Raw genomic sequence first — 24,103 nt, forward strand, 5'->3', positions numbered from 1 at the left:
AAAAATGCACGCGATCACGCTTGATGCCACCGACTGCCGGATTCTGGCGGTACTGCAGGAGGAGGGCAGAATCAGCAATCTCGACCTGGCGGAACGGATCTCGCTTTCGCCGTCCGCCTGTCTGCGCCGGATGCGCCTGCTCGAGGAGCAGGGCGTGATCGAGCACTATCGCGCGTGCCTGAGTCGCGAGAAGCTCGGCTTCGAGCTCGAGGCGTTCGTGCAGGTGTCGATGCGCAACGAAGAGAATCAATGGCACGAGCGCTTCGCGGAAGCGCTGCGCGAATGGCCGGAGGTGGTCGGCGCGTTCGTCGTGACGGGCGAGAGCCACTATCTGCTCCGGGTGCTCGCGCACAACCTCAAGCACTATTCGGATTTCGTGCTGAACCGGCTCTACAAGGCGCCGGGCGTGATGGACATCCGTTCGAACATCGTGCTGCAGACGCTGAAGGACGAAGCGGGCGCGCCGGTCGGGCTGGCGCGCATGGGGTCGATCAAAGCGGTGTGAGGCCGTGGAAGCCGCCGCCGTGGAACACGAGCGGCGCTGCGGCATCCGATGCGGCACGCACGCCGCAGCGTTCCACTTCGCCGACGAAGATCACATGGTCGCCTTCGTCGTAGCGGCTGCGGTTGTGGCATTCGAACCACGCGAGCGCGCCGTCGAGCACCGGCATGCCCGAGTTGCCGGCCGCGTGCGCGATCCCTTCGAAGCGGTCGCCCTTGTAGGTCGAGAAGCGCTTGCACAGGTCGAGCTGCGACGCCGCGAGTACGTTCACCACGTAATGGCTGTTGTTGCGGAACACCGGGGTCGACGCCGATTTGTGCGCGAGGCTCCACAGCACGAGCGGCGGGTCGAGCGACACCGAGTTGAACGAGCTCGCGGTGATGCCGATCAGCTGCCCGGACGGCGCACGCGTCGTGATGACCGTGACGCCGGTCGCGAACTGCCCGAGCGCCTGGCGAAAGGCGGCCGAGTCGAAATCCGGCGGGGTGGCGTGGTTCATCGGGCGGCCATCCGGAACGAAACGGACGGGCGCGGCGCGCGGCGGCTGCAGCGGGCGCGGCGGACGAAAGGCGACAAGGCCAGGGCGGTCGATTGGGAAGTGGTGCGCATGGCCCGATTTTAGCGGAATCGCGACCGCCGGACCCGTGCGGACGGCGCATCGCGGGGCTAGCGTGAGGTAGCGAACACTGTCGCGCGGCGCCGGCATCGTGCTGGAGCGGTCGTTCCCGCTCCTTTCGTTGCGCGCCGTCCGAGGCCGCTCCGCGCGCCGGGCGCTATCGCGCCGCCGCCAGCGTGAGCGCCAGCGCACCCGTCAGGATCAGGCTGGACGCCCACACCGCATCGAGATTGAACCAGCTCCGCGCGACGAACTTCAGCCCGAGATAGCGGTACACGAGCCACGCGAGCACGCCGCCTGTGCCGAACATCGCGGCTGCGTGCACGGCTGCGACGACGAGTGCGATCCCGAGATGCGCATCGACGAGCGTGGTCGCCGCGCGATGGCCGGCGTCCCGGTCGAACCCGCAGAGCCCGAGGTAGATCGGCACCAGCATCAGCCCCGCGCCGTGCGCGAGCGCAACCGCGAACGACCATAGTCCGAGCCGCGCGGGCGGTATCCGCGCGAGCGCACGCGGATGCCGCCGCCGGATCAGCAGCACCACGCCGAAGCCGATCACGAGCACGCTCGCGCCGATCCGGATCGCCGACTGCCACGCAAGCAGCGCGGCAAGCAGCCCGAACGGCAGCATCACCATGAATACCGCGAGCGCATGGCCGAGCGCGAGATAGCCGAGCGCCGCGACGAGCGCGCCGCCGCGGCGCGTCATCAGCGCGTTCGACACCGCGAGCGGCCAGCCCATCGCCGGATTGAGCCCGTGATAGACGCCGCTCGCGAGCACGGCCGCCCACAGCGCGAGCGGCGCGGAGAGGCCGGCGCTCAACGCTTGACCGACGGATAGCAGAACGAGTCGGTCGAGCAGTCGCCGCCATCGAGCCGGATCTGGTGCGCGCGATAGCCGTCGGGGAAGTCGACCCAGTAGTCGTCGGCGAGCGTCAGCCCGCCGTTCGGCCCCGCATGCGCGAGCACCTGCGCGGCCGGCACGCCGTCCGGATAGAACTGGTCGTCCCACGTCGAGTAAAGCGAGTTGGTCCAGTACACGCGCCGGCCGTCGCGGCTGATTTCCACCATCTGCGGGCCGCCGGCGAACGCGCGGCCGTTCGTGTGCGGCGCGCGGCGCACGATCCCGCCGATACGCACCGACCCCGCGAGCACCGGATGATGCGGATCCGACACGTCGTACTGGCGCATCTCGCCGGTGCCCCAGCACGACACGTACAGAAAGCGGTCGTCGAGCGACAGGTCGATGTCGGTCACGAGGGGCGGCACCGCGCCGAAACCCTGGAGCAGCGGCGGCAGTTCGTCGGCCGCGGCCGGCTCGGGCGGAATCGTCGCGGTCTTCTTCACATGGAACTGGCCGCCTTCGCGCCACCAGGTCCAGATCGAGCCTTCGAGATTGGTCGTGTCGACCACGACGCCGACGAACCCGTATTCGCGCACCGGATCGTGCGCGGGCCGCACCTCGAGCGCCATCTGGTGCTGCGCGCCGAGATCGATCGTCTGCACGTTGCGCCGCGCGCGCAGGTCCCAGAAATGCAGCCGGTGCCCGTACTTGTTCGCGAGCAAGTCCTCCGGCACGATGCCGTTCTCGAATTGCGGCGGCAGCGCCCATTCGCTCGACACCATGTAGTCGCGCGGCAGGTTCCACCAGAAGTCGTAATGCTTGTCCTGCGAGCCGCGGTCGATCTCCCAGCGGCCGAGCACGTCGAACGTCTCGCAGTCCATGATGAAGATGCCGGGCGCGCCGTCGGTGCCGTCCTTGCCCGCGCCGCCGAGCGTGCTCACATAGATGCCTTCGGGGCCGCAATGCACCGTATGCGGCCGCGAATAGCCAGTCTTGGCGAACACCTCGTCGGGCTCGATGATCTTGTGGATGCGCGCCTGAGTCGGGTGCGGCTTCGTGTCGATCACGTAGATCCGTGACGAACGCAGGCCCGGGATGATCAGGAAGCGGCGTTCGAGGAATGCGTGGCCGGTCAGCGGCGACAGCGACGACGAACACGCATTCCAACCGAAGTGGTGGAATTCGTCTCCGGTGTTCGGCATCGTCACCGTGTGCACGATCTTGCCGTAGGTCGCCGAGCCGGGTTTCACGTCGATCACGGCGAGCGCGTCGGGTCTGGAAAAATCGGGGCTCAGCAACAACGTATAGGCAAATTCCTCCGCCGGCGCCTGCATCGCAAGTTCCGGCGAAGCGTGAAATGTCGGGTCAGGCCGCATGCTCATCGTGGTGCCTCTCTCGGTCGTATCGGATCACGGGTGCACGGACGTTCGCTGCGAACGTGCGGGTCGAACAGGTTGCGTGACGGCAATGCTCGGGCGGCCGCGCGATGGAGGACGCGCGGTGCGGTGCATCAGGTCGGGAAAGCAGGGAAACGCGGTGCGCCGGATCGCCGCGCATGCGGCGCAGCGGGCGCACGGCGGTGCGAGGGTGCGGTGAAAGCGACGGCGGTCGGGCCCGCAATGCGGGCGCTTTCTGCTGAGGCGTGCATATCGACGTTCCGGCAGATGATGTTGGCATCAGGACGGGCATGCATCGGACGCTGCGCGCAGCCGGACGGTGTGCCGTTGCGGCGAGGCGTGCCTAAGTGTAGACGAGAAACGCGCGGCCGGTGGTGCGCGGCACGCATGCGGTTCTGCCGGATTTGCGCACGAGTGAGATACTTGGACGCTGCCGCTGCGCGCCGGGCAACCGGGCCGCGGCGATACGGACCGGCGACGCCGGCGCGCGCCTGCGTGCCGGCCGTTGTCATCAACGAGGTAATGATTTCATGGTGAACGAGATGCTTGAAACCGCGACTGTAGGCGGCGGGTGCTTCTGGTGCACGGAGGCCGTGTTTCTCGACGTCGACGGCGTGACGGCCGTCCAGTCGGGCTATGCAGGTGGCCACACGCGCAATCCCGGCTATCGCGACGTATGCGACGGCGATACCGGTCACGCGGAGGTCGTGAACGTGACGTTCGATCCGGCACGCATCGGTTATCGCGAGATCCTCGAGATCTTCTTCGCGACGCACGATCCGACCCAGCTGAACCGGCAGGGCAACGACGTCGGCACGCAATACCGTTCGGTCGTGTTCACGCATTCGGACGCGCAACGCGACGTCGCGCTCGACGTGATCCGCGAACTGGAGCGCGAGCAGGTGTTCGGGCAGCCGATCGTCACGCAGGTCGTGCCGCTCGACGGCAACTACTGGCCGGCGGAGGACTATCACCAGAACTATTACGCGCGCAATCCGGGGCAGGGTTACTGCTCGGTCGTGATCGGGCCGAAGCTCGCGAAATTCCGCCAGAAGTTCTCGCACCGGCTGAAGTCGCTGCGCGGCGCGTAACCGGTTCGCCGACGCGCAAGCGGCGCCCGCGCCGCGATGCTTACGCCGCCTCGCTGCGCCACTGCGCGCACGCTGCGGCGATCTCGCGCGCGAGCGCGAGGCACGACAGCGGCGCGGAGCCTTCCGCCTTGTTGTTGATCGTGATGATCACGGGCTGTCCGGCCAGCGCGTAGCGCGCGGCCAGTTCGGCGAGCGCCGAGCGTGTGGCCGGATCTTCGTCGACGAGCTTGTCGAACGGCTCGTATTTCGCTTTTGCCTGTTCGTACTTGAAGCCGCCATGCAGGCTCCAGCGCACGATCAGCGGGCCCGGCGCATCGCCGTCGAGCAGCGCGAGCGCGGCTGCCTGGCGCAGCGGGTCGGGCATCCGCGCATGCAGGCCGACGCAGTAGCGCACGCCGAGCGTCGCGAGCGCGCGGATGAAGCGCGGCGTGAGCAGGCTCGCGTCGCGGATCTCGATCGCATAGCGCGTGCCGTCGGCGTCCGGCGGCAGCGTCGGCAGCGCCGCGAAGAATGCCGACAGCCGGTCGATCAGCGCGGCCGGTTCGGCGAGCAGTTGATCGGGCATCGGAGAAAACTGGAACACCAGCACGCCGGCCTTCCTGCCGAGCCCTTCGAGGCACGGCTGCACGAATTCGCGAGTGGCGAGCTGCGCGTCGAGAAAGGTCGGGTTCGGGCCCGACGGCTCGCCGCGCCGGCCGCGCACGACCGCATCGGTGACGGACGCCGGCGCCTTCACGACGAAGCGGAAGTCGTCCGGCACCTGTTGCGCGTAGCGCAGGTAGTCGGCCACCGACACCGGCCCGTAGAACGAACGGTCGAGGCTCACGGTCTTCAGCAGCGGATGCGCGCCGTACGCCTCGAGCCCCTCGCGAGACAGCTTCGTCTGCGCGAAATCGCCGTCGTAGACGATGCCGTCCCAGCCGGGGAAATACCACGACGATGTGCCGAGGCGCACGTTCGGCGGCAGTGCGGCCGCCGCGTCGGCGACTTCCGCGGAAACCGGTGCTGGCGGCACGCCGCGCCGACGCCGGGCCTTCTTCGGCGGCGCGGTCGGCGGCGACGGTTCGTCCCACAGCAGGCCGGAAGCAGGGGACGGTTCCGGTTCCTGGTCGGCGCACGCGCCGGGCGATGCGCGGCCGGTGCGCGCGGGCGACTTTGCCGGTCGCGCAGCGTCGTGTTCGTCCGGCGTCGCGCGTTCGCCGGCGCCTGCAGGGTTGTCGTCGTTTGCGGGCGCGGCCGTGCGCGCGTCGTCGGGCGACGCGCCGAACAGGTCGAACTGCCCGTCGGCGTGCGACCCGTCCGCTTCGTCGCGCTGCTGTCGTTGCGGCGGCGTGCTGCGCCGCGTCCTGCCGTCACCCATGCATGCCCAGCGTGAAGTGCCGCCTAGCGCGGCAGCGTGTGTTCGTACATGTAGCGCCTCGACCACGGCAGCGTTTTCGCGCTGCGTCCGGCCTTGCGGCACACGATCTGAAAGATCGACACGTCGTCGTGCTCGAACGCATACGCGCAACCGGCGAGATACACGCGCCAGATGCGGAATTTTTCGTCGTCGACGAGCGTGCGCGCCTCTTCCGCCTTCGCCTCGAAGTTCTCCGTCCAGATTTCGAGCGTGCGCGCATAGTGCCGCCGCAGGCTTTCGACGTCAATCGCCTCGAGCCCGCCGCGCTGCGCCGCTTCGAGCGCGAGGCTGATGTGCGGCAGCTCGCCGTCCGGGAACACGTAGCGGTCGATGAATTCGCCGCCGCCGAGCGCCGTTTCGCCGCTTTCCGCGTCGGTCGACGTGATCCCGTGGTTCATCGCGATGCCGTCGTCGGTCAGCAGGTCGCGCACGCGCGAGAAATAGAGGGGCAGGTTCTTGCGGCCGACGTGCTCGAACATCCCGACGCTCGTGATGCGGTCGAACTGTCCCTCGATCTCGCGGTAGTCCTGCAGGCGGATCTCGATCTTGTCCTCGAGCCCGGCGGCTTTCACGCGCGCGGTCGCGAGATCGAACTGGTTCTGTGACAGCGTCACGCCCAGGCACGTCGCGCCGAACTTCTGCGCGGCACGCAGCACGAGCGCGCCCCAGCCGCAACCGATGTCGAGCAGGCGCTGGCCGGGCTCGAGCCGGATCTTGGTCAGGATATGGTCGATCTTCTTGATCTGTGCGGTCGCGAGATCCTCGTCGCCGTTCTCGAAGTACGCGCACGAATACACCATGTTTTCGTCCAGCCACAGCTGGTAGAACGCGTTCGAGACGTCGTAGTGATACTGGATCGCCTTCTTGTCGGTGTTTTTCGTGTGATTGAAGTAGCGCTTCACGCGCGCGAGCTTGCTCGCACTGGTGACCGTGCTGCGCGCGAGCGAGTAGCTGATGTTGATGATGTCCGACAGCCTGCCCTCGATGTCGATCTTGCCCTTCACGTACGCCTCGCCGAGATTGTCGAGGCTCGGTTCGAGCAGAAGCGGCAATGCCGACGCGCTGTTGACCTTGAGCGTGACCTGCGGCGCGCTGAAGGTGCCGAAATCGAGTTGATCGCCGTTCCACAGCACGAGTCGCGCCGGTATGTTCGCTTTCGCCCGTACTTCGTCCGCCCACTGTGCCAGCTTCTTTTCCCAGAACATTTGGATTCTCCGTTTGTTCGTTGAATCGAATACAGCCAAGTATCTTGACCGGCGCACGCCCCTTGCGAGGCGGGCGCCCGGATGCAACACGAGACACGGCCGGCGCGCGCCGGCACCACGGCAGCCGCGCTTACGGCGACAGGCGCGAGATCGTCCAGCCCGACCCTGCCGCGTCGTCGCGCGTATAGAGCAGGCGGTCGTGCAGCCGCGACGGGCGGCCCTGCCAGAACTCGATCGCGTCGGGCACGACGCGGTAACCGCCCCAGTGCGGCGGGCGCGGCGGGTTCTCGCCGTAGCGTTCGGTCACGGCCTTTTCACGCGCTTCGAGCGTCGCGCGGCTGTCGATCACGGCGCTCTGATCGGACGCCCACGCGCCGATGCGCGAGCCGAGCGGGCGCGACGCGAAATAGCGGTCGCTTTCGTCGGCGCTGGTTTTCTCGATCCGGCCTTCGATGCGCACCTGGCGCTCCAGCTCGATCCAGTAGAACAGCAGCGCCGCGTGCGGATTGGCGGCGAGATCGCGGCCCTTGCGGCTTTCGTAATTGGTAAAGAAGACGAACCCGCGTTCGTCGACACCCTTGATGAGCACGATGCGGGCCGACGGCCGGCCGTCGTCGCCGACGGTGGCGAGCGTCATCGTGTTGGGCTCGGGGAGCTTGGCGGCGAGCGCCTCCTTGAACCAGCGATCGAACTGGGCGAAGGGGTTCGGGGCGGCGTCGGCTTCGTCGAGCGAAGCACGCGAGTAATTGATGCGGAGATCGGCGAGAGTCGTCATGTTATGCAAACGCTTCAATCTGGGGCCAGTATAGCGAACGCGCGAGAATCGTGCGTGCACAGGGGCGCGTGCCGGCGGGGAGTTCAGGCAAAATAGAGGGCTGCACGACTTACGTTTTCCTTGCTGCCATGCCCGCTGCCGACACTGCCCCGCACAGTTCTTCTGATCTTACCCCGAGCCCGACAATCCAGCTTGACGTGGATCGCGAGCGCCGCTTCGGCGGCATCGCGCGCCTGTACGGCGCCCCCGCGCTCGCGGCGTTCGAACGCGCGCACGTCGCCGTGATCGGCATCGGCGGCGTCGGGTCGTGGACGGCCGAGGCGCTCGCACGCAGCGCGATCGGCACGCTGACGCTGATCGATCTCGACAACGTCGCGGAAAGCAATACGAACAGGCAGATCCACGCGCTCGACGGCAATTACGGCAAGCCGAAGGTCGACGCGATGGCCGAGCGGATCGCGCTGATCGATCCCGCTTGCCGTGTGAACCGGATCGAAGATTTCGCGGAACCCGACAACTTCGACGCACTGCTCGGCGGCGGCTTCGACTACGTGGTCGACGCGATCGACAGCGTACGCACGAAGGTCGCGCTGATCGCGTGGTGCATCGCAAAAGGGCAGCCGCTCGTCACGGTCGGCGGCGCGGGCGGGCAGCTCGACCCGACACGCATCCGCATCGACGATCTCGCGCTGACGATCCAGGATCCGCTGTTGTCGAAGGTGCGCGCGCAGCTGCGCAAGCAGCACGGCTTTCCGCGCGGGCCGAAGGCGCGCTTCAAGGTCAGCGCCGTGTATTCGGACGAGCCGCTGATCTATCCGGAAGCGGCCGCGTGCGACATCGAGGACGGCGCGGAGCCGTCCGCCGCCGCGCATGTCGCGGGGCTCAACTGCGCGGGGTTCGGTTCGAGCGTATGCGTGACCGCGAGCTTCGGCTTCGCGGCCGCCGCGCATGCGCTGCGCGCGATCGCGGCGCGGGCCGCGGGCTGATCGGGGAACCGGTCGACGCGCAAGGCAATGTCGCGGCGCGGCAGACCTGCCGCGCGCGGCAACGCGATTCGGCCAGGCCATCGCGGCCCGGCCGGTCGTTCGTCAGTTGAGCGCCATGCTCAGCTTTCGCCGCCATGCGGCGACGAGGTCGGGGCGATCGCCCGCCAGCTCGAACACCGAGATCATCGTGCGGCGGCCGAGGTCGTCGCCATACGCGCGGTCGCGCAACACGATTTCCAGCAACTGCTCGAGCGCACCTTCGTATGCGCGTCGCGCGATCAGGCTCTGCGCGAGGTCGAAGCGTGCCTCGAGATCGGCGGGGTCCGCCGCGATGCGCGCTTCGAGCGCGTCGGTCGGCGGCAGGTCGGCCGTCGCGTCGAGCGCATCGAAACGGGTCTTGATCGCCTGATAGCGCGGATCGGCGCTTTGTACCGTCTGCGGCGACAGGCGCTCGGCCTCGGCGCGCGCGGTGTCCACCTGGTTGTTCGCGAGCAGCAGTTCGATCAGGTCGAGCCGTGCGTCGTCGAAGCCGGGGTTCAGCGCGAGCGCCGCTTCGAGGTGGGTGAGCGCATCGTCGTAGCGCGATTCGGCGATCGCATATTGCGCGGCGCGGCGTTCGGCTTCGTCGGGCGCCGGCAGCAGCCGGTCGAGGAACGCGCGCAACTGGCCTTCCGGCAGCACGCCGATGAACTGGTCGACGGGACGCCCGTCGGCGAACGCGATCACGTGCGGGATGCTGCGCGTCTGGAAGTGCGCGGCGAGTTCCTGGTTTTCGTCGACGTTCACCTTCACGAGCTTCCAGCGGCCTTCATAGTCGGCTTCGAGCTTTTCGAGCAACGGACCGAGCGTCTTGCAGGGGCCGCACCACGGCGCCCAGAAGTCGACCAGCACGGGCGTGTCCAGCGACGCCTCGATGACGTCTTTCTCGAAAGTGGCAAGCGTGGTGTCCATGTCGTTCTCTTCCGTTCGAATGTCGTCAGGATGGGGGCAGCGTGCCCCTTTTTCAACGCGGTTTCGATTCGGGCAGCGGAATCCACTCGGTTTCGCCGGGCACCTTGCCCATTTCCTGGTTCGTCCACGCCCGTTTCGCGCGCTCGATCGCGTCGCGGCTGCTGGCGACGAAGTTCCATTCGATGAAGCGCTCGCCGTCGATCTTCTCGCCGCCCAGCAGCATCGCGCGCGCGCCGCTGCCGCTCGCGAGCGTGACGGTGGCGCCGGGCGCGAGCACGGCCATCTGTTCGGCCGGCACCGGCGTGCCGTCGATCGAGAGGTCGCCGTCGACCACGTAGACCGCGCGCTCCTCGTGCGACGCGTCGAGTTCGAGGCGGCCGCCGGCCGCGAATTCGGCGGCCACGTACAGTGTGCGCGAGAACGTCTTGACGGGCGAGCGCAGGCCGAACGCGTCGCCGGCGATCACCGTCAGCGACACGCCGTTCTCGTCGCGCTTGGGCAGCGTGTCGGCCGCATGGTGCTCGAACGACGGCTCGGTGGTCTCGTGGGGGACGGGCAGCGCGACCCAGGTCTGGATCCCGTGCACCGTGTGGCCGCTCGCACGCTGAGCGTCGGGCGTGCGCTCCGAATGGACGATGCCGCGACCGGCCGTCATCCAGTTCACGTCGCCCGGCACGATCTCCTGCAGCGAGCCGAGGCTGTCGCGGTGCAGGATCGCGCCGTCGAACAGGTAGGTGACGGTGGCGAGCCCGATGTGCGGGTGCGGGCGCACGTCGAGCCCGGTGCCGGCCGGCAGCGTCGCGGGCCCCATGTGATCGAAGAAGATGAACGGACCGACGAGGCGCGCGGCGAGCGCGGGCAGCGTGCGGCGCACCTGCAGGTTGCCGATGTCGCGGATGTGCGGCTTGAGCAGGGCTTTGATCGAATCGGTCATGGCGGCCTCGTGGGCAACGGCTGGAATGCCGGTCATTGTACTGGCGGCGCGGTGGCGACGCGCGTGTCGGGGCGTGCGCAAAATGATTCCCGCGTGATGCGGACGTGCGGGCACGAGTCGTGCGAGCGCCATGTCGTTGTGCCCGTCGCCGATTCCATGCGCACCGCGCGGGTATCGGGCTGCACGGCGAAATTCGGTAGACTGATCGGCTTCAGAAAACCATCCGACAATTGAGGAGACGCCGATGATGGCCACGAAGGACTTGCTGCTCGCGCTGGTCGTGATCGTGGCATGGGGCGTGAACTTCGTCGTGATCAAGGTCGGCCTGCACGGCATGCCGCCGATGCTGCTCGGCGCGCTGCGCTTCACGCTCGCGGCGGTGCCCGCGGTGTTCTTCGTGCGCCGGCCGCAGATTCCGTGGCGGATGCTGATCCTGTATGGCGCGACGATCCAGCTCGGCCAGTTCGTGTTCCTGTTTACCGGCATGTACGTCGGTATGCCGGCCGGCCTCGCGTCGCTCGTGCTGCAGTCGCAGGCATTCTTCACGCTCGTGTTCGCGATGCTGTTCCTCGGCGAGCGGCTGCGTGTGCAGAACCTGATCGGGCTCGCGATCGCCGCGGGCGGGCTCGTCGTGATCGCGGCGCAGGGCGGCCGCGCGATGACGCTCGCGGGCTTCCTGCTGACCATCTGCTCGGCCGCGATGTGGGCGTTCGGCAATATCGTCACGAAGAAAGTCGGCAAGGCCAATCTGGTGTCGCTCGTCGTGTGGGCGAGCCTCGTGCCGCCCGTGCCGTTCTTCCTGCTGTCGCTCTGGTTCGAGGGGCCGCAGCGGATCGGGGCCGCGCTGGCCGGGCTCGACGGCGCGTCGATCTTCGCGGTCGTCTATCTCGCGTTCGTCGCGACGCTCGTCGGCTACGGCTTGTGGAGCCGCCTGATGTCGCGCTATCCGGCCGCGCAGGTCGCGCAGTTCTCGCTGCTGGTGCCGATCGTCGGGCTGGCGTCGTCGGCGCTGCTGCTCGACGAGCATCTGACGCACGCGCAACTGATCGGCGCCGCGCTCGTGATGGGCGGGCTCGCGGTGAACGTGTTCGGCGCAAAGCTGGTGCGCCGCTTCGCGGCGTCGTGACGCGCCGGCACGCAGCGCGTGCCGGCGGCGGGGAAGGCAGCGGGGTCAGGCCATCCGGTTCTTCGCGAGCGGCGGATTCGCGGCGAAGTAGCGTTTGATGCCGCGGAAGATCGCGTCGGCCATCTCGTCGCGATAGCTGTCGTCGTTGAGCCTGCGTTCTTCGTCAGGGTTGCTGATGAACGCGGTCTCGACAAGGATCGACGGAATGTCGGGCGCCTTCAGCACCGCGAACCCGGCCTGCTCGACCGAGCCCTTGTGCAGCTTGTTGATGCCGCCGACTTCCTTCAGCACGTAATTGCCGTAGCGCAGCGAATCGCGGATCTGCGCGGTCGTCGACATGTCGAACAGCGCGCGGCTGACGGCCGCGTCCTGTGTCTTGATGTTGATGCCGCCGATCAGGTCGGACGAGTTCTCCTTGTTCGCGAGCCAGCGTGCCGCGGCGCTCGACGCGCCGTGGTCGGACAGCGCGAACACCGACGAGCCGCGCGCGGACGGCGTCGTGAACGCATCCGCGTGGATTGACACGAACAGGTCGGCGCCGACGCGGCGCGCCTTCTGCACGCGCACGTTCAGCGGCACGAAGAAGTCGGCGTCGCGCGTCATCATCGCGCGCATGTTCGGCGCGCCGTCGATCTTCGCGCGCAGCTTCTTCGCGATGTCGAGCGCGATGTGTTTCTCGTACGTGCCGCCGCCGCCGATCGCGCCCGGATCCTCGCCGCCGTGGCCCGGATCGATCGCGACCGTCAGCAGGCGCACGGTGCCGCCCTTGCCCGATTTCGGCGCGGTGAACTTGTAGGTGTCGCCGTCGTCTTCGCTGTCGTCGCGGCGTGCGATGACGGGCGGCGGCTTGGTGGCCGGCTTCGCGGGCGTGGAAGGCGTCGCGGCGGCCGGCGGCGTGCGCGGGGTGGCCGGCGTGTTCTGCGCGAAGCGCTGGAAGAACGCGTCGCTGTTGTCGTTGCCGGCGACGGGCGGCGTCGCCGGCCCGTTCAGCGCGCTCGGCGCCTGCATCTGCTGCGCGCGCGCCGTGTCGTTGAGCGCCTGCTCCTTGCGCTCCGTCTGCGCGATCAGGTCGGTCAGCGGATCGGGCGCGACGGCCGGATACAGGTCGAACACGAGCCGGTACTTGTAGGTGCCGACCGGCGGCAGCGTGAACACCTGCGGCTTCACCGAACCTTTCAGGTCGAACACCATCCGCACGACGTGCGGCTGATACTGGCCGACGCGCACCGACTGGATCTGCGGATCGTTCGGCGCGATCTTCGACACGAGGTCGCGCAGCGCCTGGTCGAGATCGAGCCCGTTCAGGTCGACGACGAGCCGGTCGGGACCCTGCAGCAGCTGTTGGCTATTCTGCAGCGGCTGGTCGGATTCGATCGTGACGCGCGTGTAATCGCGCGCGGGCCACACGCGCACGCCGAGCACCGACGATGCGTGCGCGAGCCGCGGCGCGACGAGACCGAGCACGAGCGTCGACGCACCCGCGCGCAGGATCTGGCGGCGCCGCCAGTTGTGCGTCGCGGTGGCCGCCGATTCGATCGAGCGGAACGGTTTGATCAACATCTTTCGAGACATGCCTTTCCTGAAGCGCTGAACGCCCGGACGGTGAGGGCGCGGCCGTCGCCATCCACGTCGAGCGAGAAAACCAGATCGGGCACGCCGAGCAGGGTGCCCGCCTGTTGCGGCCATTCGACGAGGCAAATCGCGCTGGAATTGAAATACTCGCGAAAGCCGGCGTCGGACCATTCGGCCGGATCGTTGAATCGATACAGATCGAAGTGATAGACCTCAAGTTCCCCATCGTCGCGTGCGAATGCGTAAGGTTCGACGAGCGTGTAGGTCGGGCTGCGCACGCGCCCCGGGTGGCCGAGGCCGCGCAGGATCGCGCGCACGAGGGTCGTTTTGCCCGCGCCGAGGTCGCCGATCAGCTGGATTTGCAGCCCGTCGAACGCGTGTGCATGGGCAAGTTCGCTGCGTGCCGCGTCGAGCGCGTGCGCGAAGCGGGTGCCGAAGGCCTCGGTCGCCGCTTCGTCGGCGAGTGCGATCACGCGCTCCGCGAGCGGGACGGGCAGCGTGTCGGCATGAGGCGTATGGGACGTGGCTGGCATTCTCGTAAAATAGTGCGATGAACCGATTACCGGAACTCGCCGCATCCGACAGGCCTTCGACACGTGCCGAAGGCGCGGCACCGTGCGCGCTCGATGATGCGACGTTGACAGCGCTCGCCGCTCGCATCAGGGCGTGGGGGCGCGAATTGGGTTTCGGGGCGATCGGCATCAGCGATACCGATCTCTCGGATGCCGAAGCAGGCCTCGCCGCCTGGCTGGAAGCCGGGTACCACGGCGAAATGGATTATATGGCGAAACACGGGATGAAACGCGCGCGGCCGGCCGAACTTGTGGCCGGTACGCGACGCGTGATCTCCGCGCGGCTCGCCTATCTGCCGGCCGAAACGCTTGCCGCCGACGCGCCCGATGCGTCATCTGGCGCGCTCGTGCCGCACGACTGGCGCGCACGCGAGCGTGCGCGTCTCGACGATCCGCAGGCGGCCGTCGTGTCGATCTATGCACGCGGCCGCGACTATCACAAGGTGCTGCGCAACCGGCTGCAGACGCTCGCGGAGCGCATCGAGCAGGAGATCGGCGCGTTCGGCTACCGCGTGTTCACCGATTCGGCGCCCGTGCTCGAGGTCGAGCTCGCGCAGAAGGCCGGCGTCGGCTGGCGCGGCAAGCACACGCTGCTGCTGCAGCGCGACGCGGGTTCGCTGTTCTTCCTCGGCGAGATCTATGTCGACGTTCCGCTGCCGACCGACGCGCAAACCGCGCCCGACGTCGCGCCCGAGACGCCCGGCGCGCACTGCGGCAGTTGCACGCGCTGCATCGGCGCGTGCCCGACCGGCGCGATCGTGGAACCGTATCGCGTCGACGCGCGCCGTTGCATTTCCTACCTGACGATCGAACTGAAAGGCAGCATTCCGGAGCCGCTGAGGCCGATGATCGGCAACCGCGTATACGGCTGCGACGACTGCCAGCTCGTGTGCCCGTGGAACAAGTTCGCGCAGGCCGCACCCGTCGCCGATTTCGACGTGCGGCACGGTCTCGACCGCGCGACGCTCGTCGAGCTGTTCGGCTGGGATGCCGAATCGTTCGACACGCGGATGCAGGGGAGCGCGATCCGGCGCATCGGTTACGAAAGCTGGCTGCGCAATCTCGCGGTCGGGCTCGGCAATGCGTTGCGCGCGCCGGCCGACCGGCTCACGCCCGATGCGCGCGACGCGATCGTCGCCGCGTTGCGTGCACGGGCCGACGATCCGTCGCCGGTCGTGCGCGAGCATGTCGAATGGGCGCTGCGTGCCGCGTGAAGGCGGCGTAAAGTGTCGGCGGCGCGCGGCGGCGCCGCGCGTTTCACCGGTGAGGAGAAGCTCATGTTCAACGCAGTCATCGACGCACCGTTCGGCAAGGTCGGCATTCGCACCGATGCCGCGGTGGTGCGCGAGATCGTCTATCTGCCCGAGTCGGTCAGATCGGTCGATCCGGACTCGCCACTCGCGAAGCGCGCGGTCGAGCAGATCGAACGTTATTTCGAGCGCGCGTCGGCGCGTTTCGACCTGCCGCTCGCCGACGTCGGCAGTGCCTTTCAGCATCGCGTGTGGAACGTGATCAGCGACATTCCGCCGGGCGCGGTGCTGACCTACGGGCAGGTCGCGAAGCGGATCGGCAGCGCGCCACGCGCGGTCGGTCAGGCGTGCGGCGCGAACTATTTCCCGCTCGTGATTCCGTGTCATCGCGTCGTGGCGGCAGGCGGCCTCGGCGGCTTCGCGAACCACGACGACAATGGTTATTACCAGAAAGTGAAGCGCTGGCTGCTGGCGCACGAAGGCGTGCCGTACTGATGAGTGAACCCTTGCTTTCTCCCGACCCCGCGCCCGGCGCCGACAGCGACGAGGCCGCGGCATCGCCCGCGCTGCTCGCGAGCCGCGCGTCGATCGACGTGTTCTGCGACGCGCTGTGGCTCGAGCACGGGCTCGCGCGCAACACGCTCGATGCGTACCGGCGCGATCTGATGCTGTTTTCGCAATGGCTGGCCGCGACCCACGACGTGTCGCTCGACTCGGTCGACGAAGCGATGGTGACCGGCTACATCGCCGCGCGCAGCGACGGCAAGGCGACATCGTCGAACCGGCGGTTGTCGGTGTTCCGTCGCTATTACGGCTGGGCCGTGCGCGAGCATCGCGCGAGCGCGGACCCGACGCTGCGCATCACGTCGGCGAAACAGGCCGCACGGTTTCCGTCGACGCTGTCCGAGGCGCAGGTCGAAGCGCTGCTCGGCGCGCCCGACATCGGCACGCCGCTCGGCCTGCGCGATCGCACGATGCTGGAGCTGATGTACGCGAGCGGCCTGCGCGTGAGCGAACTCGTCACGCTGAAGACCGTCGAGGTCGGGCTCAACGAGGGTGTCGTGCGCGTGATGGGCAAGGGCTCGAAGGAACGGCTCGTGCCGTTCGGCGAAGTTGCGCACGGCTGGATCGAGCGCTACTTGCGCGACGCGCGGCCCGCGCTGCTCGGCGCGCGCGCGGCCGACGCGCTGTTCGTGACCGGACGCGGCGACGGGATGACGCGCCAGCAGTTCTGGAACATCATCAAGCGCCACGCGCAGCAGGCCGACGTGCGCGCGCACCTGTCGCCGCATACGCTGCGGCACGCGTTCGCGACGCATCTGCTGAACCACGGCGCCGACCTGCGCGTCGTGCAACTGCTGCTCGGCCACAGCGACATCTCGACCACGCAGATCTACACACACGTCGCGCGCGAGCGGCTGAAGACGCTGCACGCGCAGCACCACCCGCGCGGCTAGCGCGGCGCGCGTCGGCCACATGCGGGATGCGGCCCGCACCCACGCGTCACGCGAGTTCGCGCAGCTTGTGCTTCAGCACCTTGCCCGTCGATGCGGCGGGCAGCGCATCGAGCACGCGGATGCGCGCGGGCCGCTTGTAAGGCGCGAGCCGTTGTGCGCACCATGCCTGCAGCGCGTCCTCGGTCGCGGTCGCGCCCGGCACCAGCTCGACGAACGCGAGCACTTCCTCGTTGCCCTCGACCGCGCGGCCGACGACGGCTGCCTGCACGACGTCCGGGTGCGCGTTCAGCACCTGTTCGACTTCGACCGGATAGACGTTGAAGCCCGAGCGGATGATCAGCTCCTTGCTGCGACCCGCGATCGTCACCGAGCCGTCGGCTTCCTGGCGCGCGAGATCGCCGGTGCTCAGCCAGCCGTCCGGAGACACGGCCGCGCGCGTGGCGTCCGCGTTGCGGTAGTAGCCGAGCATCACGTTCGGCCCGCGCACGCGGATTTCACCCACTTCACCCTGCGGCACGTCCGTGCCGTCCGGCGCGACGATCCGCATCTCGACGCCCGGGATCGGCACGCCGACCGAGCAGTCGGCACGCGGCGCGTCGAGCGGCGTCTGCGTGATCGTCGGGCTGCTCTCGGTCATTCCGTAGCCGTTGTGCAGCGGCACGCCGTACATGCGCTCGACGCGCGCCTTCAGGTTGGCGTCGAGCGGCGAGCCGCCCGAATACGCGAAACGCAGCCGCGGCGCGTGCCACGCGTGCGTGTGCAGGTGCTCGAGGAGCTTCGCGTGCATCGCGGGTACACCCTGGAAGATCGTCACGCCTTCGTCGGCGAGCGCAATGCGCACGGCCTCCGGCGAGAAGCGCGGTGCAAGCCGCAGCGTCGCCCCGGCGTAGAGGCTGCCGAGGCAGACCGACGCGAGCCCGTACACGTGCGACACCGGCAGCACCGTATAGACGACGTCGTCCGGCGACACGCGGCGCAGCGCGCTTGACGTCGCCGCGATGAACAGCAGGTTGCGGTGCGACAGCATCACGCCTTTCGGCGCACCCGTCGTGCCGGTCGTGTAGATCAGCGCCGCGCATTGCGCGGCGCCATCGGCCACCACCGGTTCGTCGGGCGCGCTCGTGTCGACGCGGTACGACCACGCGCCGATGTCGACCGGCAGCGTGTCGGCCGGCGTCGCGTCGTGGCGTGCCGCGTGTGCGCGCGCATCGGGCGACGCCTCGGTCGCGAATGCGATCAGCTTCGGCCGCGCATGCGCGGCGATCGCATCGAGTTCGCCGGCCGACAGCCGGGCGTTCGACACGAGCGCCCATGCGTCGACGCGCGCGGCCGCGAACAGCAGCACGATCTGCGCGACGCTGTTTTCCGCGACGATCATCACGCGATCGCCGCCGTGCACGCCAAGGCGCGCGAGCCGCTCGGCGGCCGCATCGACCGCTCGCGACAGCTCGCCGTACGACAGGCGGCGCGCGTCCTCGATCAGCGCTGGATGCGCGGGCGCTTGCGCGGCCCAGCGGGCGGGCACGTCGGCGATGCGGCCGGGCAAGGCGGCGAGCAACGCCGGGACGTCGAGCGGCGCGGATGAGCGGACAGGCGAGGACATGGCGTCTCCAGAAGAAGGGCCGGGCGGCGGCGCGGCGAGTTTTGCGAACGATCGTGCCATGACGGCGGGCGCGCCACAATCGGTCAATCGGGCAATAGCGCTTCGCGATGTCCGCAATGATGACGGGCGGACCGACTGACGGACAGGTGCGCCGCGGTGACGGGTGCTCGCCCCGGATACTGGTGCAAAAGGGCCGCGAGTATACCGCCGGTGCGCGGCACGCCGCCGCGAAGACGAGACAGGGCGATCGTGGGTTGACGCCCGCCCGCCGGTCGTTCGCCATTAAAATGCCGCCATGAGCAAATCCAGACACGTGTCCGAGACTCCCGCGACCCAGCTGCTGCGCCGCCACGGCGTCGCCTTCGGCGAGCATCCGTACGATTACGTCGAGCATGGTGGCACCGGCGAGTCGGCGCGCCAGCTCGGCGTCGACGAGCACTGCGTCGTGAAGACGCTGGTGATGGAGGACGAGCACGCGAAGCCGCTGATCGTGCTGATGCACGGCGACCGCACGGTGTCGACCAAGAACCTCGCGCGGCAGATCGGCGCGAAACGCGTCGAGCCGTGCAAGCCCGACGTCGCGAACCGCCATTCCGGCTATCTGGTCGGCGGCACGTCGCCGTTCGGCACGCGCAAGACGATGCCCGTGTACGTCGAGTCGACCATCCTCGAATTGCCGACGATCTACCTGAACGGCGGCCGCCGCGGCTATCTCGTCAGCCTCGCGCCGGCGGTGCTCACGACGCTGCTCGGCGCGACGCCCGTGCAGTGCGCAAGCGTCGACTGAGGGTTTCACCTTCGTGGCAGGCCGTGCTCGTTCGGTAGAATGGGCGCCGTTTCGGCCGGTCGGACCGCACGACCGGCCGAAACGGCCTCCCGGCGGTTCGCCGCGACGGCGCCCGCCGCAACCGGCCGGCATGCCGCGTCCGGCCGCCAATTCACCGATACGTTGAAAGAAGAGTTCTCCGCATGCAGATCCTGCTCGCCGCACTTGTTGCCTACCTGATCGGTTCGGTGTCGTTCGCCGTCGTCGTCAGCGCCGCGATGGGCCTGGCCGATCCCCGTTCGTACGGGTCGAAGAATCCCGGCGCGACCAACGTGCTGCGCAGCGGCAACAAGAAGGCCGCGATCCTGACACTCGTCGGCGACGCATTCAAGGGCTGGCTCGCCGTCTGGCTCGCGCGGCACTTCGGGTTGCCTGACGTCGCCGTTGCGTGGGTCGCGATCGCCGTGTTCCTCGGCCACCTGTATCCGGTGTTCTTCCGCTTCCAGGGCGGCAAGGGCGTGGCGACCGCGGCCGGCGTGCTGCTCGCCGTGCATCCGGTGCTCGGCCTGGCGACCGCGCTGACCTGGCTGATCGTCGCGTTCTTCTTCCGCTATTCGTCGCTCGCGGCGCTGGTGGCGGCCGTGTTCGCACCGGTGTTCGACGTGTTCCTGTTCGGCACCGGCCACAACCCGGTCGCGTGGGCTGTGCTCGCGATGAGCGTGCTGCTCGTGTGGCGTCACCGCGGCAACATCTCGAAGCTGCTGGCGGGGCAGGAAAGCCGGATCGGCGACAAGAAGAAGGCCGCGTCCGACGGCGGCGCGCAGGACGGCGGGAAGGCCTGAGGAAGGGGATGACTGCTGCCGCCCGCAGGGGCGCCCGGCATGCGGGGCCCGGCGGCGCGGCGTGACCGGCGACGCTGCGGTCGATGGCGTCGATCAGTCGCGGAAGTTGTTGAAGTCGAGCGGGGTGTCGGTCACGTCCTTGCGCAGCATCGCGATCACGCTCTGCAGGTCGTCGCGCTTCGTGCCGGCCACGCGCACCGCGTCGCCCTGAATGCTCGCCTGTACCTTGATCTTGCTGTCTTTCACGAGCCTGACGATCTTCTTCGCGAGGTCGCCCGTCACGCCCTTCTTCACGGTGACGATCTGCTTGACCTTGTCGCCGCCGATCTTCTCGACTTTGCCATAGTCGAGGAAGCGCACATCGACGTTGCGCTTCGCGAGCTTGTTGATCAGCACGTCCTTGACCTGGCCGAGCTTGAAATCGTCGTCGGCGAACAGCGTCAGCTCGCGCTCCTTCTGTTCGACGCGCGCGTCGGAGCCCTTGAAGTCGAAGCGCGTCGAAATTTCCTTGTTCGACTGCTCGATGGCGTTCTTCACTTCGATCATGTTCGCTTCGGAAACGACGTCGAACGATGGCATGGCATTCTCCCTTGAGATGCGTGCGCCCGGCTCGCGCGCGGGCACTCGCTATAATTGCGGACTGTTTGCCATTTTACCGATGCCCTTCCGTTTGCCCAAGGCCGGCCGTAAGGCCGCCCGGCGGACGTGACCGCGAATGCCGATGCCTCCTGACGATTCCGCCCTGTCGCTGCTCCCCGACCATCCGCTTGCTGCGCACAATACGTTCGGCATCGCCGCGAAGGCGCGCTTTGCCGCGCGCATCACGCACGCGGCGCAGTTCGAGGCGCTGCACCGCGACCAGCGCGTCGCGTCGCTGCCGCAGCTCGTGCTCGGCGGCGGCAGCAACGTCGTGTTCACGCGCGATTTCGACGGCGTCGTGCTGCTCGACGAGATCGCCGGCCGCCGCGTCGTGCGCGAGGACGACGACGCGTGGTACGTCGAGGCCGGCGGCGGCGAGACCTGGCACGCGTTCGTCGCGTGGACGCTCGAGCACGGGATGCCGGGCCTGGAGAACCTTGCGCTGATTCCGGGCACCGTCGGCGCTGCGCCGATCCAGAACATCGGCGCATACGGCCTCGAGATGAAGACCTGTTTCGATTCGCTGGTCGCCATCGAGCTCGCGACGGGGCGCAGCGAGCGCTTCGACGCCGCGCGCTGCGCGTTCGGCTATCGCGACAGCTTCTTCAAGCGGGAAGGGCGCGGCCGGTTCGCGATCGTATCGGTGACGTTCCGGCTGCCCAAGCGCTGGACGCCGCGGCTCGGCTACGCGGACGTCACGCGCGAGCTCGACGCGCGCGGCATCGCGCCGGACGCGGCAACGCCGCGCGACGTGTTCGATGCAGTCGTCGCGATCCGCCGCGCGAAGCTGCCCGATCCGCTCGTGCTCGGCAACGCGGGCAGCTTCTTCAAGAATCCGGTGATCGATGCCGCGCAGTTCGACGCGCTGCGCGCGCGCGTGCCGGACGTGGTGTCGTATCCGCAGCCGGACGGGCAGGTGAAGCTCGCGGCCGGCTGGTTGATCGACCGCTGCGGCTGGAAAGGGCGCGCGCTGGGGGCGGCGGCCGTGCACGACCGGCAGGCGCTCGTGCTGGTGAATCACGGCGGCGCGACGGGTGTCGAGGTCCTCGCGCTGGCGCGCGCGATCCAGGACGACGTGCGCGAGCGGTTCGGTGTCGAGCTCGAACCCGAGCCGGTGTGCCTGTAACGCGGTCTTTCGTACCGCGCATTTCATTCGCTTCCGCCGCGTACAAACAAAAAGCGCCGATCGACGATCGGCGCTTTTTTGCATGCCGCCGGATGCCGGCGGTGCTCGGGTGCTGCGGGGTGCTGCGATCAGTGCTTGAGCCGGCCGAGCAGCAGGAACTCCATCAGCGCCTTCTGCACGTGCAGGCGGTTTTCCGCCTCGTCCCACACGACGCTCTGCGGGCCGTCGATCACGCCGGCCGTCACTTCCTCGCCGCGGTGCGCGGGCAGGCAGTGCATGAAGAGCGCGTCCGCGTTCGCATGGCCCATCATTTCCTCGTCGACGCACCAGTCGGCAAATGCCTGCTTGCGCGCTTCGTTCTCGGCTTCGAAGCCCATGCTCGTCCACACGTCGGTCGTCACGAGATCGGCGCCCTTGCACGCTTCGTTCGGATCGTCGAACACCTCGTAGAACGGCGCGCTGTCCGGCGACACGAGCTTCATGTCGAGCGCATAGCCCGGCGGCGTCGACAGGCGCAGCTTGAAGCCGAGGATCTGCGCGGCTTCGATCCACGTATAGAGCATGTTGTTCGCATCGCCGACCCACGCGACCGTCTTGCCGGCGATCGGGCCGCGGTGCTCGTAGTACGTGAAGATGTCGGCGAGCACCTGGCACGGGTGGTATTCGTTGGTCAGGCCGTTGATCACCGGCACGCGGGAGTTCTCCGCGAAGCGCTTGATGACCTCCTGCTCGAACGTGCGGATCATGATGATGTCGACCATCCGCGAGATGACCTGCGCGGAATCCTCGACCGGCTCGCCGCGGCCGAGCTGCGTGTCGCGCGTGCTCATGAACACCGCGTGGCCGCCGAGCTGGAAGATGCCGGCTTCGAACGACAGGCGCGTGCGCGTCGAGCTCTTCTCGAAGATCATCGCGAGCGTGCGGTCGTGCAGCGGGTGATAGGTCTCGTAGTTCTTGAACTTGCGCTTCAGGATACCCGTGCGTTCGAGCACGTACTCGTAGTCTTCCAGCGAGAAATCCTTGAACTGCAGGTAGTGACGAATGGTTTTGGCGGTCATGAAACGAAATACGGCGGGTCTGAACCGGCAGCGGAGCCGGACGGCGCCGCCGTCGGGTGTGGATAACTCAAAGCAGCATAAAGGATTTTCTGTGCTTTGACGAGCCGCGCCGAAAACCGGGGCGCGATCGCGGCGCACACTGGAGGATGCCGGAAGAGGGGGCGCGAGACGACGCGCGATGTCGCGCTGCGGTATAATTCAAAAGTTTTCTCCAGCCCGGCAGGCAAGGCTCTTCGCGCTCTGCCGGACACAAGCCATGCGCTGCACAAATCCGGTGCGGCGCGTCGGCGGCACGCAGCGACGGCCTGTTTTCGGGATATCGGAGCGCGTCTGTCGTCGTCCACTCCAGCTTTGTGTTCGCGTATCCAGGCGCCGTCGCCTGGACATCGCCGGGCCGTCACTTGGGTAACCACATGGCTGAAACCCCTCCGACCGAATTCTTCATCCAGGGCATCACGAAAGACGGGAAAAAGTTTCGCCCGAGCGACTGGTCGGAGCGTCTGGCCGGCGTGATGGCCTGTTTCGGGCCGGGTGCGAGCGGGCCGAACGCGCGCCTGAAATATTCGCTGTACGTGCGCCCGACGATGCTCGGCGACCTGAAATGCGTGATCCTCGATTCCCGGCTGCGTGACATCGAGCCGATGGCGTTCGATTTCGTGCTGAACTTCGCGAAGGACAACAACCTCGTCGTCACCGAGGCGTGCGAGTTGCCGGACTACAACGAGAAGAAGTGAATTCGGCGGGCGAGGGGGGGCATCCCGCGCCCGCGCCTGACGGTCGCCCGGCGCGATGCGCAGGCGACGCGCAACAAAAAAGCCCGCCTAGGCGGGCTTTTTTGTGATCGCAGGAAACAGGAACGCCCGCGAGAGCGGGCGCGCCGGATTTACGCTGCTGCCTGCAGGCCCTTGACGGCTGCGGCGAGGCGGCTCTTGCTGCGAGCGGCCTTGTTCTTGTGAACGATCTTCTTGTCGGCGATCGTGTCGATCGTCTTCACGGCAGCCTTGAACAGCTCGGCAGCCTTTGCCTGGTCGCCGGCTTCAACAGCCTTGCGAACCGACTTGATCGCGGTACGGAATTTCGAGCGCAGCGCCGAGTTGTGCGAATTTGCCTTCGCGGCTTGGCGGGCGCGCTTGCGTGCTTGTGCGGAGTTAGCCATGACGGTTCCTTATCCTGTCCTGTTTCCAGAGCTTGGAGCCTGACGGCCAAGCGCTGCTTTTCGATCCGTCCCCTGAGAGCGATTGCCCAGGGGCGCATAAAAAACGGTGATTTTAACCGAGGCCGAGACATGAAAACGACAGGCGCCGTGCATGTAACAGGCTCAGAAACCGGCGATTATAGCAACAAAATCAAGCGCGTGGCAAGGTCAACGTGACGTCGGACGGACGGGGCGCC

General features: G+C 67.8%; 25 protein-coding genes. 11 read left to right on the plus strand and 14 right to left on the minus strand.

What is annotated here, in order from left to right; genetic code table 11:
• Window positions 1–4: 4 nt before the first annotated feature.
• Window positions 5–505 carry an Lrp/AsnC family transcriptional regulator gene (locus tag LGM71_RS21110; RefSeq protein WP_059607977.1) on the plus strand — a complete coding sequence of 167 codons (501 nt, stop codon included), beginning with the start codon at window positions 5–7 and terminating at the stop codon, window positions 503–505.
• On the opposite strand, the gene LGM71_RS21115 is transcribed toward LGM71_RS21110, so the two are convergent.
• From LGM71_RS21115 to LGM71_RS21125, 3 genes are all read right to left on the minus strand, one after another.
• Window positions 492–1,001 carry a flavin reductase family protein gene (locus LGM71_RS21115; protein ID WP_059465659.1) on the minus strand — a complete coding sequence of 170 codons (510 nt, stop codon included), beginning with the start codon at window positions 999–1,001 and terminating at the stop codon, window positions 492–494. The two genes, LGM71_RS21110 and LGM71_RS21115, sit on opposite strands and share 14 nt — an antisense overlap.
• Before the next feature lie 274 nt (window positions 1,002–1,275).
• Entirely contained in the window at window positions 1,276–1,941 is a 666-nt protein-coding gene (locus LGM71_RS21120; protein WP_226116273.1) for a hypothetical protein, read from the minus strand.
• Entirely contained in the window at window positions 1,938–3,344 is a 1,407-nt protein-coding gene (locus LGM71_RS21125; protein WP_226116275.1) for a selenium-binding family protein, read from the minus strand. The genes LGM71_RS21120 and LGM71_RS21125 overlap by 4 nt, the downstream gene beginning before the upstream one ends.
• Window positions 3,345–3,889: 545 nt before the next feature.
• Here LGM71_RS21125 and msrA point away from each other — a divergent pair.
• Window positions 3,890–4,450, plus strand: a complete 561-nt coding sequence (gene msrA / locus LGM71_RS21130) for a peptide-methionine (S)-S-oxide reductase MsrA (RefSeq protein WP_059684111.1) — start codon at window positions 3,890–3,892, stop codon at window positions 4,448–4,450.
• A 40-nt stretch (window positions 4,451–4,490) separates the two neighbouring features.
• On the opposite strand, the gene LGM71_RS21135 is transcribed toward msrA, so the two are convergent.
• From LGM71_RS21135 to pdxH, 3 genes are all read right to left on the minus strand, one after another.
• Window positions 4,491–5,810 (minus strand): DUF72 domain-containing protein, encoded by a 1,320-nt coding sequence (locus LGM71_RS21135; RefSeq protein ID WP_226116276.1) that lies wholly within the window; start codon window positions 5,808–5,810, stop codon window positions 4,491–4,493.
• 23 nt (window positions 5,811–5,833) lie between these two features.
• Entirely contained in the window at window positions 5,834–7,054 is a 1,221-nt protein-coding gene (locus LGM71_RS21140) for an SAM-dependent methyltransferase (protein ID WP_124621470.1), read from the minus strand.
• Between the two features lie 130 nt (window positions 7,055–7,184).
• Window positions 7,185–7,829 carry a pyridoxamine 5'-phosphate oxidase gene (gene pdxH / locus LGM71_RS21145; RefSeq protein WP_059607983.1) on the minus strand — a complete coding sequence of 215 codons (645 nt, stop codon included), beginning with the start codon at window positions 7,827–7,829 and terminating at the stop codon, window positions 7,185–7,187.
• A 128-nt stretch (window positions 7,830–7,957) separates the two neighbouring features.
• Here pdxH and tcdA point away from each other — a divergent pair, with 128 nt between their 5' ends.
• Window positions 7,958–8,815, plus strand: coding sequence for a tRNA cyclic N6-threonylcarbamoyladenosine(37) synthase TcdA (tcdA, locus tag LGM71_RS21150; RefSeq protein ID WP_124900993.1), 858 nt, complete (start codon window positions 7,958–7,960; stop codon window positions 8,813–8,815).
• A gap of 102 nt (window positions 8,816–8,917) precedes the next feature.
• Here tcdA and trxA read toward each other — a convergent pair whose 3' ends face one another.
• Window positions 8,918–9,766, minus strand: a complete 849-nt coding sequence (gene trxA / locus LGM71_RS21155) for a thioredoxin (RefSeq protein WP_174906226.1) — start codon at window positions 9,764–9,766, stop codon at window positions 8,918–8,920.
• 52 nt (window positions 9,767–9,818) lie between these two features.
• Entirely contained in the window at window positions 9,819–10,700 is an 882-nt protein-coding gene (locus LGM71_RS21160) for a pirin family protein (protein ID WP_226116278.1), read from the minus strand.
• 247 nt (window positions 10,701–10,947) lie between these two features.
• On the opposite strand from LGM71_RS21160, the gene LGM71_RS21165 reads away from it, so the two are divergent.
• Window positions 10,948–11,826 (plus strand): EamA family transporter, encoded by an 879-nt coding sequence (locus LGM71_RS21165; RefSeq protein WP_174906360.1) that lies wholly within the window; start codon window positions 10,948–10,950, stop codon window positions 11,824–11,826.
• 45 nt (window positions 11,827–11,871) lie between these two features.
• On the opposite strand, the gene LGM71_RS21170 is transcribed toward LGM71_RS21165, so the two are convergent.
• Both LGM71_RS21170 and tsaE read right to left on the minus strand, forming a co-directional pair.
• On the minus strand, window positions 11,872–13,398 hold the full coding sequence (locus LGM71_RS21170; RefSeq protein WP_226116280.1) for an N-acetylmuramoyl-L-alanine amidase: 1,527 nt from the start codon (window positions 13,396–13,398) through the stop codon (window positions 11,872–11,874).
• A complete protein-coding gene (tsaE, locus tag LGM71_RS21175; RefSeq protein WP_059607989.1) occupies window positions 13,380–13,931 on the minus strand; it encodes a tRNA (adenosine(37)-N6)-threonylcarbamoyltransferase complex ATPase subunit type 1 TsaE in 552 nt (183 codons plus the stop codon). Before tsaE ends, LGM71_RS21170 begins: the two co-directional genes overlap by 19 nt.
• Before the next feature lie 17 nt (window positions 13,932–13,948).
• On the opposite strand from tsaE, the gene queG reads away from it, so the two are divergent.
• The 3 genes from queG (at window position 13,949) to xerD (ending at window position 16,677) form a co-directional block, all read left to right on the plus strand.
• A complete protein-coding gene (gene queG / locus LGM71_RS21180) occupies window positions 13,949–15,184 on the plus strand; it encodes a tRNA epoxyqueuosine(34) reductase QueG (RefSeq protein ID WP_226116282.1) in 1,236 nt (411 codons plus the stop codon).
• A gap of 63 nt (window positions 15,185–15,247) precedes the next feature.
• The gene (locus tag LGM71_RS21185; protein ID WP_059608017.1) at window positions 15,248–15,715 is read left to right on the plus strand and encodes a methylated-DNA--[protein]-cysteine S-methyltransferase; all 468 of its coding nucleotides are present in this window, start codon (window positions 15,248–15,250) and stop codon (window positions 15,713–15,715) included.
• Complete coding sequence (xerD, locus tag LGM71_RS21190; RefSeq protein ID WP_226116284.1) at window positions 15,715–16,677, plus strand: site-specific tyrosine recombinase XerD; 963 nt, start codon at window positions 15,715–15,717, stop codon at window positions 16,675–16,677. Before LGM71_RS21185 ends, xerD begins: the two co-directional genes overlap by 1 nt.
• 46 nt (window positions 16,678–16,723) lie before the next feature.
• Here xerD and LGM71_RS21195 read toward each other — a convergent pair whose 3' ends face one another.
• Window positions 16,724–18,280: a class I adenylate-forming enzyme family protein gene (locus tag LGM71_RS21195; RefSeq protein WP_226116286.1), complete on the minus strand. Its 1,557-nt coding sequence runs from the start codon at window positions 18,278–18,280 to the stop codon at window positions 16,724–16,726.
• Between the two features lie 295 nt (window positions 18,281–18,575).
• On the opposite strand from LGM71_RS21195, the gene ybaK reads away from it, so the two are divergent.
• Both ybaK and plsY read left to right on the plus strand, forming a co-directional pair.
• Complete coding sequence (gene ybaK, locus LGM71_RS21200; RefSeq protein WP_059607993.1) at window positions 18,576–19,067, plus strand: Cys-tRNA(Pro) deacylase; 492 nt, start codon at window positions 18,576–18,578, stop codon at window positions 19,065–19,067.
• A 182-nt stretch (window positions 19,068–19,249) separates the two neighbouring features.
• Window positions 19,250–19,888, plus strand: coding sequence for a glycerol-3-phosphate 1-O-acyltransferase PlsY (gene plsY / locus LGM71_RS21205; protein WP_059607994.1), 639 nt, complete (start codon window positions 19,250–19,252; stop codon window positions 19,886–19,888).
• Between the two features lie 93 nt (window positions 19,889–19,981).
• On the opposite strand, the gene LGM71_RS21210 is transcribed toward plsY, so the two are convergent.
• Window positions 19,982–20,467, minus strand: coding sequence for a YajQ family cyclic di-GMP-binding protein (locus LGM71_RS21210; protein WP_006762345.1), 486 nt, complete (start codon window positions 20,465–20,467; stop codon window positions 19,982–19,984).
• A gap of 136 nt (window positions 20,468–20,603) precedes the next feature.
• Here LGM71_RS21210 and murB point away from each other — a divergent pair, with 136 nt between their 5' ends.
• Window positions 20,604–21,653, plus strand: coding sequence for a UDP-N-acetylmuramate dehydrogenase (murB, locus tag LGM71_RS21215; protein ID WP_226116288.1), 1,050 nt, complete (start codon window positions 20,604–20,606; stop codon window positions 21,651–21,653).
• 128 nt (window positions 21,654–21,781) lie between these two features.
• On the opposite strand, the gene argF is transcribed toward murB, so the two are convergent.
• Entirely contained in the window at window positions 21,782–22,711 is a 930-nt protein-coding gene (gene argF, locus LGM71_RS21220; RefSeq protein WP_059607996.1) for an ornithine carbamoyltransferase, read from the minus strand.
• A gap of 413 nt (window positions 22,712–23,124) precedes the next feature.
• Between argF and LGM71_RS21225 the strand changes: the two genes are divergently transcribed.
• Window positions 23,125–23,445, plus strand: coding sequence for a DUF3579 domain-containing protein (locus LGM71_RS21225; protein ID WP_006762342.1), 321 nt, complete (start codon window positions 23,125–23,127; stop codon window positions 23,443–23,445).
• A 149-nt stretch (window positions 23,446–23,594) separates the two neighbouring features.
• Here the strand turns inward: LGM71_RS21225 and rpsT are convergent, their stop codons facing one another.
• Window positions 23,595–23,867, minus strand: coding sequence for a 30S ribosomal protein S20 (gene rpsT, locus LGM71_RS21230; RefSeq protein WP_006482211.1), 273 nt, complete (start codon window positions 23,865–23,867; stop codon window positions 23,595–23,597).
• Between the last annotated feature and the right edge of the window lie 236 nt (window positions 23,868–24,103).

Source organism: Burkholderia sp. AU33545 (assembly GCF_020419685.1).
Taxonomy (GTDB): Bacteria; Pseudomonadota; Gammaproteobacteria; order Burkholderiales; family Burkholderiaceae; genus Burkholderia; species Burkholderia diffusa.

Excerpts from the sequence above, each read along its gene's own strand:
- LGM71_RS21110 (WP_059607977.1), top strand. The coding sequence starts at position 5 with ATGCACGCGATCACGCTTGATGCCACCGACTGCCGGATTCTGGCGGTA.
- LGM71_RS21115 (WP_059465659.1), bottom strand. The coding sequence starts at position 1,001 with ATGAACCACGCCACCCCGCCGGATTTCGACTCGGCCGCCTTTCGCCAG.
- LGM71_RS21125 (WP_226116275.1), bottom strand. The coding sequence starts at position 3,344 with ATGAGCATGCGGCCTGACCCGACATTTCACGCTTCGCCGGAACTTGCG.
- msrA (WP_059684111.1), top strand. The coding sequence starts at position 3,890 with ATGGTGAACGAGATGCTTGAAACCGCGACTGTAGGCGGCGGGTGCTTC.
- LGM71_RS21135 (WP_226116276.1), bottom strand. The coding sequence starts at position 5,810 with ATGGGTGACGGCAGGACGCGGCGCAGCACGCCGCCGCAACGACAGCAG.
- LGM71_RS21140 (WP_124621470.1), bottom strand. The coding sequence starts at position 7,054 with ATGTTCTGGGAAAAGAAGCTGGCACAGTGGGCGGACGAAGTACGGGCG.
- pdxH (WP_059607983.1), bottom strand. The coding sequence starts at position 7,829 with ATGACGACTCTCGCCGATCTCCGCATCAATTACTCGCGTGCTTCGCTC.
- tcdA (WP_124900993.1), top strand. The coding sequence starts at position 7,958 with ATGCCCGCTGCCGACACTGCCCCGCACAGTTCTTCTGATCTTACCCCG.
- trxA (WP_174906226.1), bottom strand. The coding sequence starts at position 9,766 with ATGGACACCACGCTTGCCACTTTCGAGAAAGACGTCATCGAGGCGTCG.
- LGM71_RS21160 (WP_226116278.1), bottom strand. The coding sequence starts at position 10,700 with ATGACCGATTCGATCAAAGCCCTGCTCAAGCCGCACATCCGCGACATC.
- LGM71_RS21165 (WP_174906360.1), top strand. The coding sequence starts at position 10,948 with ATGGCCACGAAGGACTTGCTGCTCGCGCTGGTCGTGATCGTGGCATGG.
- LGM71_RS21170 (WP_226116280.1), bottom strand. The coding sequence starts at position 13,398 with ATGTCTCGAAAGATGTTGATCAAACCGTTCCGCTCGATCGAATCGGCG.
- tsaE (WP_059607989.1), bottom strand. The coding sequence starts at position 13,931 with ATGCCAGCCACGTCCCATACGCCTCATGCCGACACGCTGCCCGTCCCG.
- queG (WP_226116282.1), top strand. The coding sequence starts at position 13,949 with ATGAACCGATTACCGGAACTCGCCGCATCCGACAGGCCTTCGACACGT.
- LGM71_RS21185 (WP_059608017.1), top strand. The coding sequence starts at position 15,248 with ATGTTCAACGCAGTCATCGACGCACCGTTCGGCAAGGTCGGCATTCGC.
- xerD (WP_226116284.1), top strand. The coding sequence starts at position 15,715 with ATGAGTGAACCCTTGCTTTCTCCCGACCCCGCGCCCGGCGCCGACAGC.
- LGM71_RS21195 (WP_226116286.1), bottom strand. The coding sequence starts at position 18,280 with ATGTCCTCGCCTGTCCGCTCATCCGCGCCGCTCGACGTCCCGGCGTTG.
- ybaK (WP_059607993.1), top strand. The coding sequence starts at position 18,576 with ATGAGCAAATCCAGACACGTGTCCGAGACTCCCGCGACCCAGCTGCTG.
- plsY (WP_059607994.1), top strand. The coding sequence starts at position 19,250 with ATGCAGATCCTGCTCGCCGCACTTGTTGCCTACCTGATCGGTTCGGTG.
- LGM71_RS21210 (WP_006762345.1), bottom strand. The coding sequence starts at position 20,467 with ATGCCATCGTTCGACGTCGTTTCCGAAGCGAACATGATCGAAGTGAAG.
- murB (WP_226116288.1), top strand. The coding sequence starts at position 20,604 with ATGCCGATGCCTCCTGACGATTCCGCCCTGTCGCTGCTCCCCGACCAT.
- argF (WP_059607996.1), bottom strand. The coding sequence starts at position 22,711 with ATGACCGCCAAAACCATTCGTCACTACCTGCAGTTCAAGGATTTCTCG.
- LGM71_RS21225 (WP_006762342.1), top strand. The coding sequence starts at position 23,125 with ATGGCTGAAACCCCTCCGACCGAATTCTTCATCCAGGGCATCACGAAA.
- rpsT (WP_006482211.1), bottom strand. The coding sequence starts at position 23,867 with ATGGCTAACTCCGCACAAGCACGCAAGCGCGCCCGCCAAGCCGCGAAG.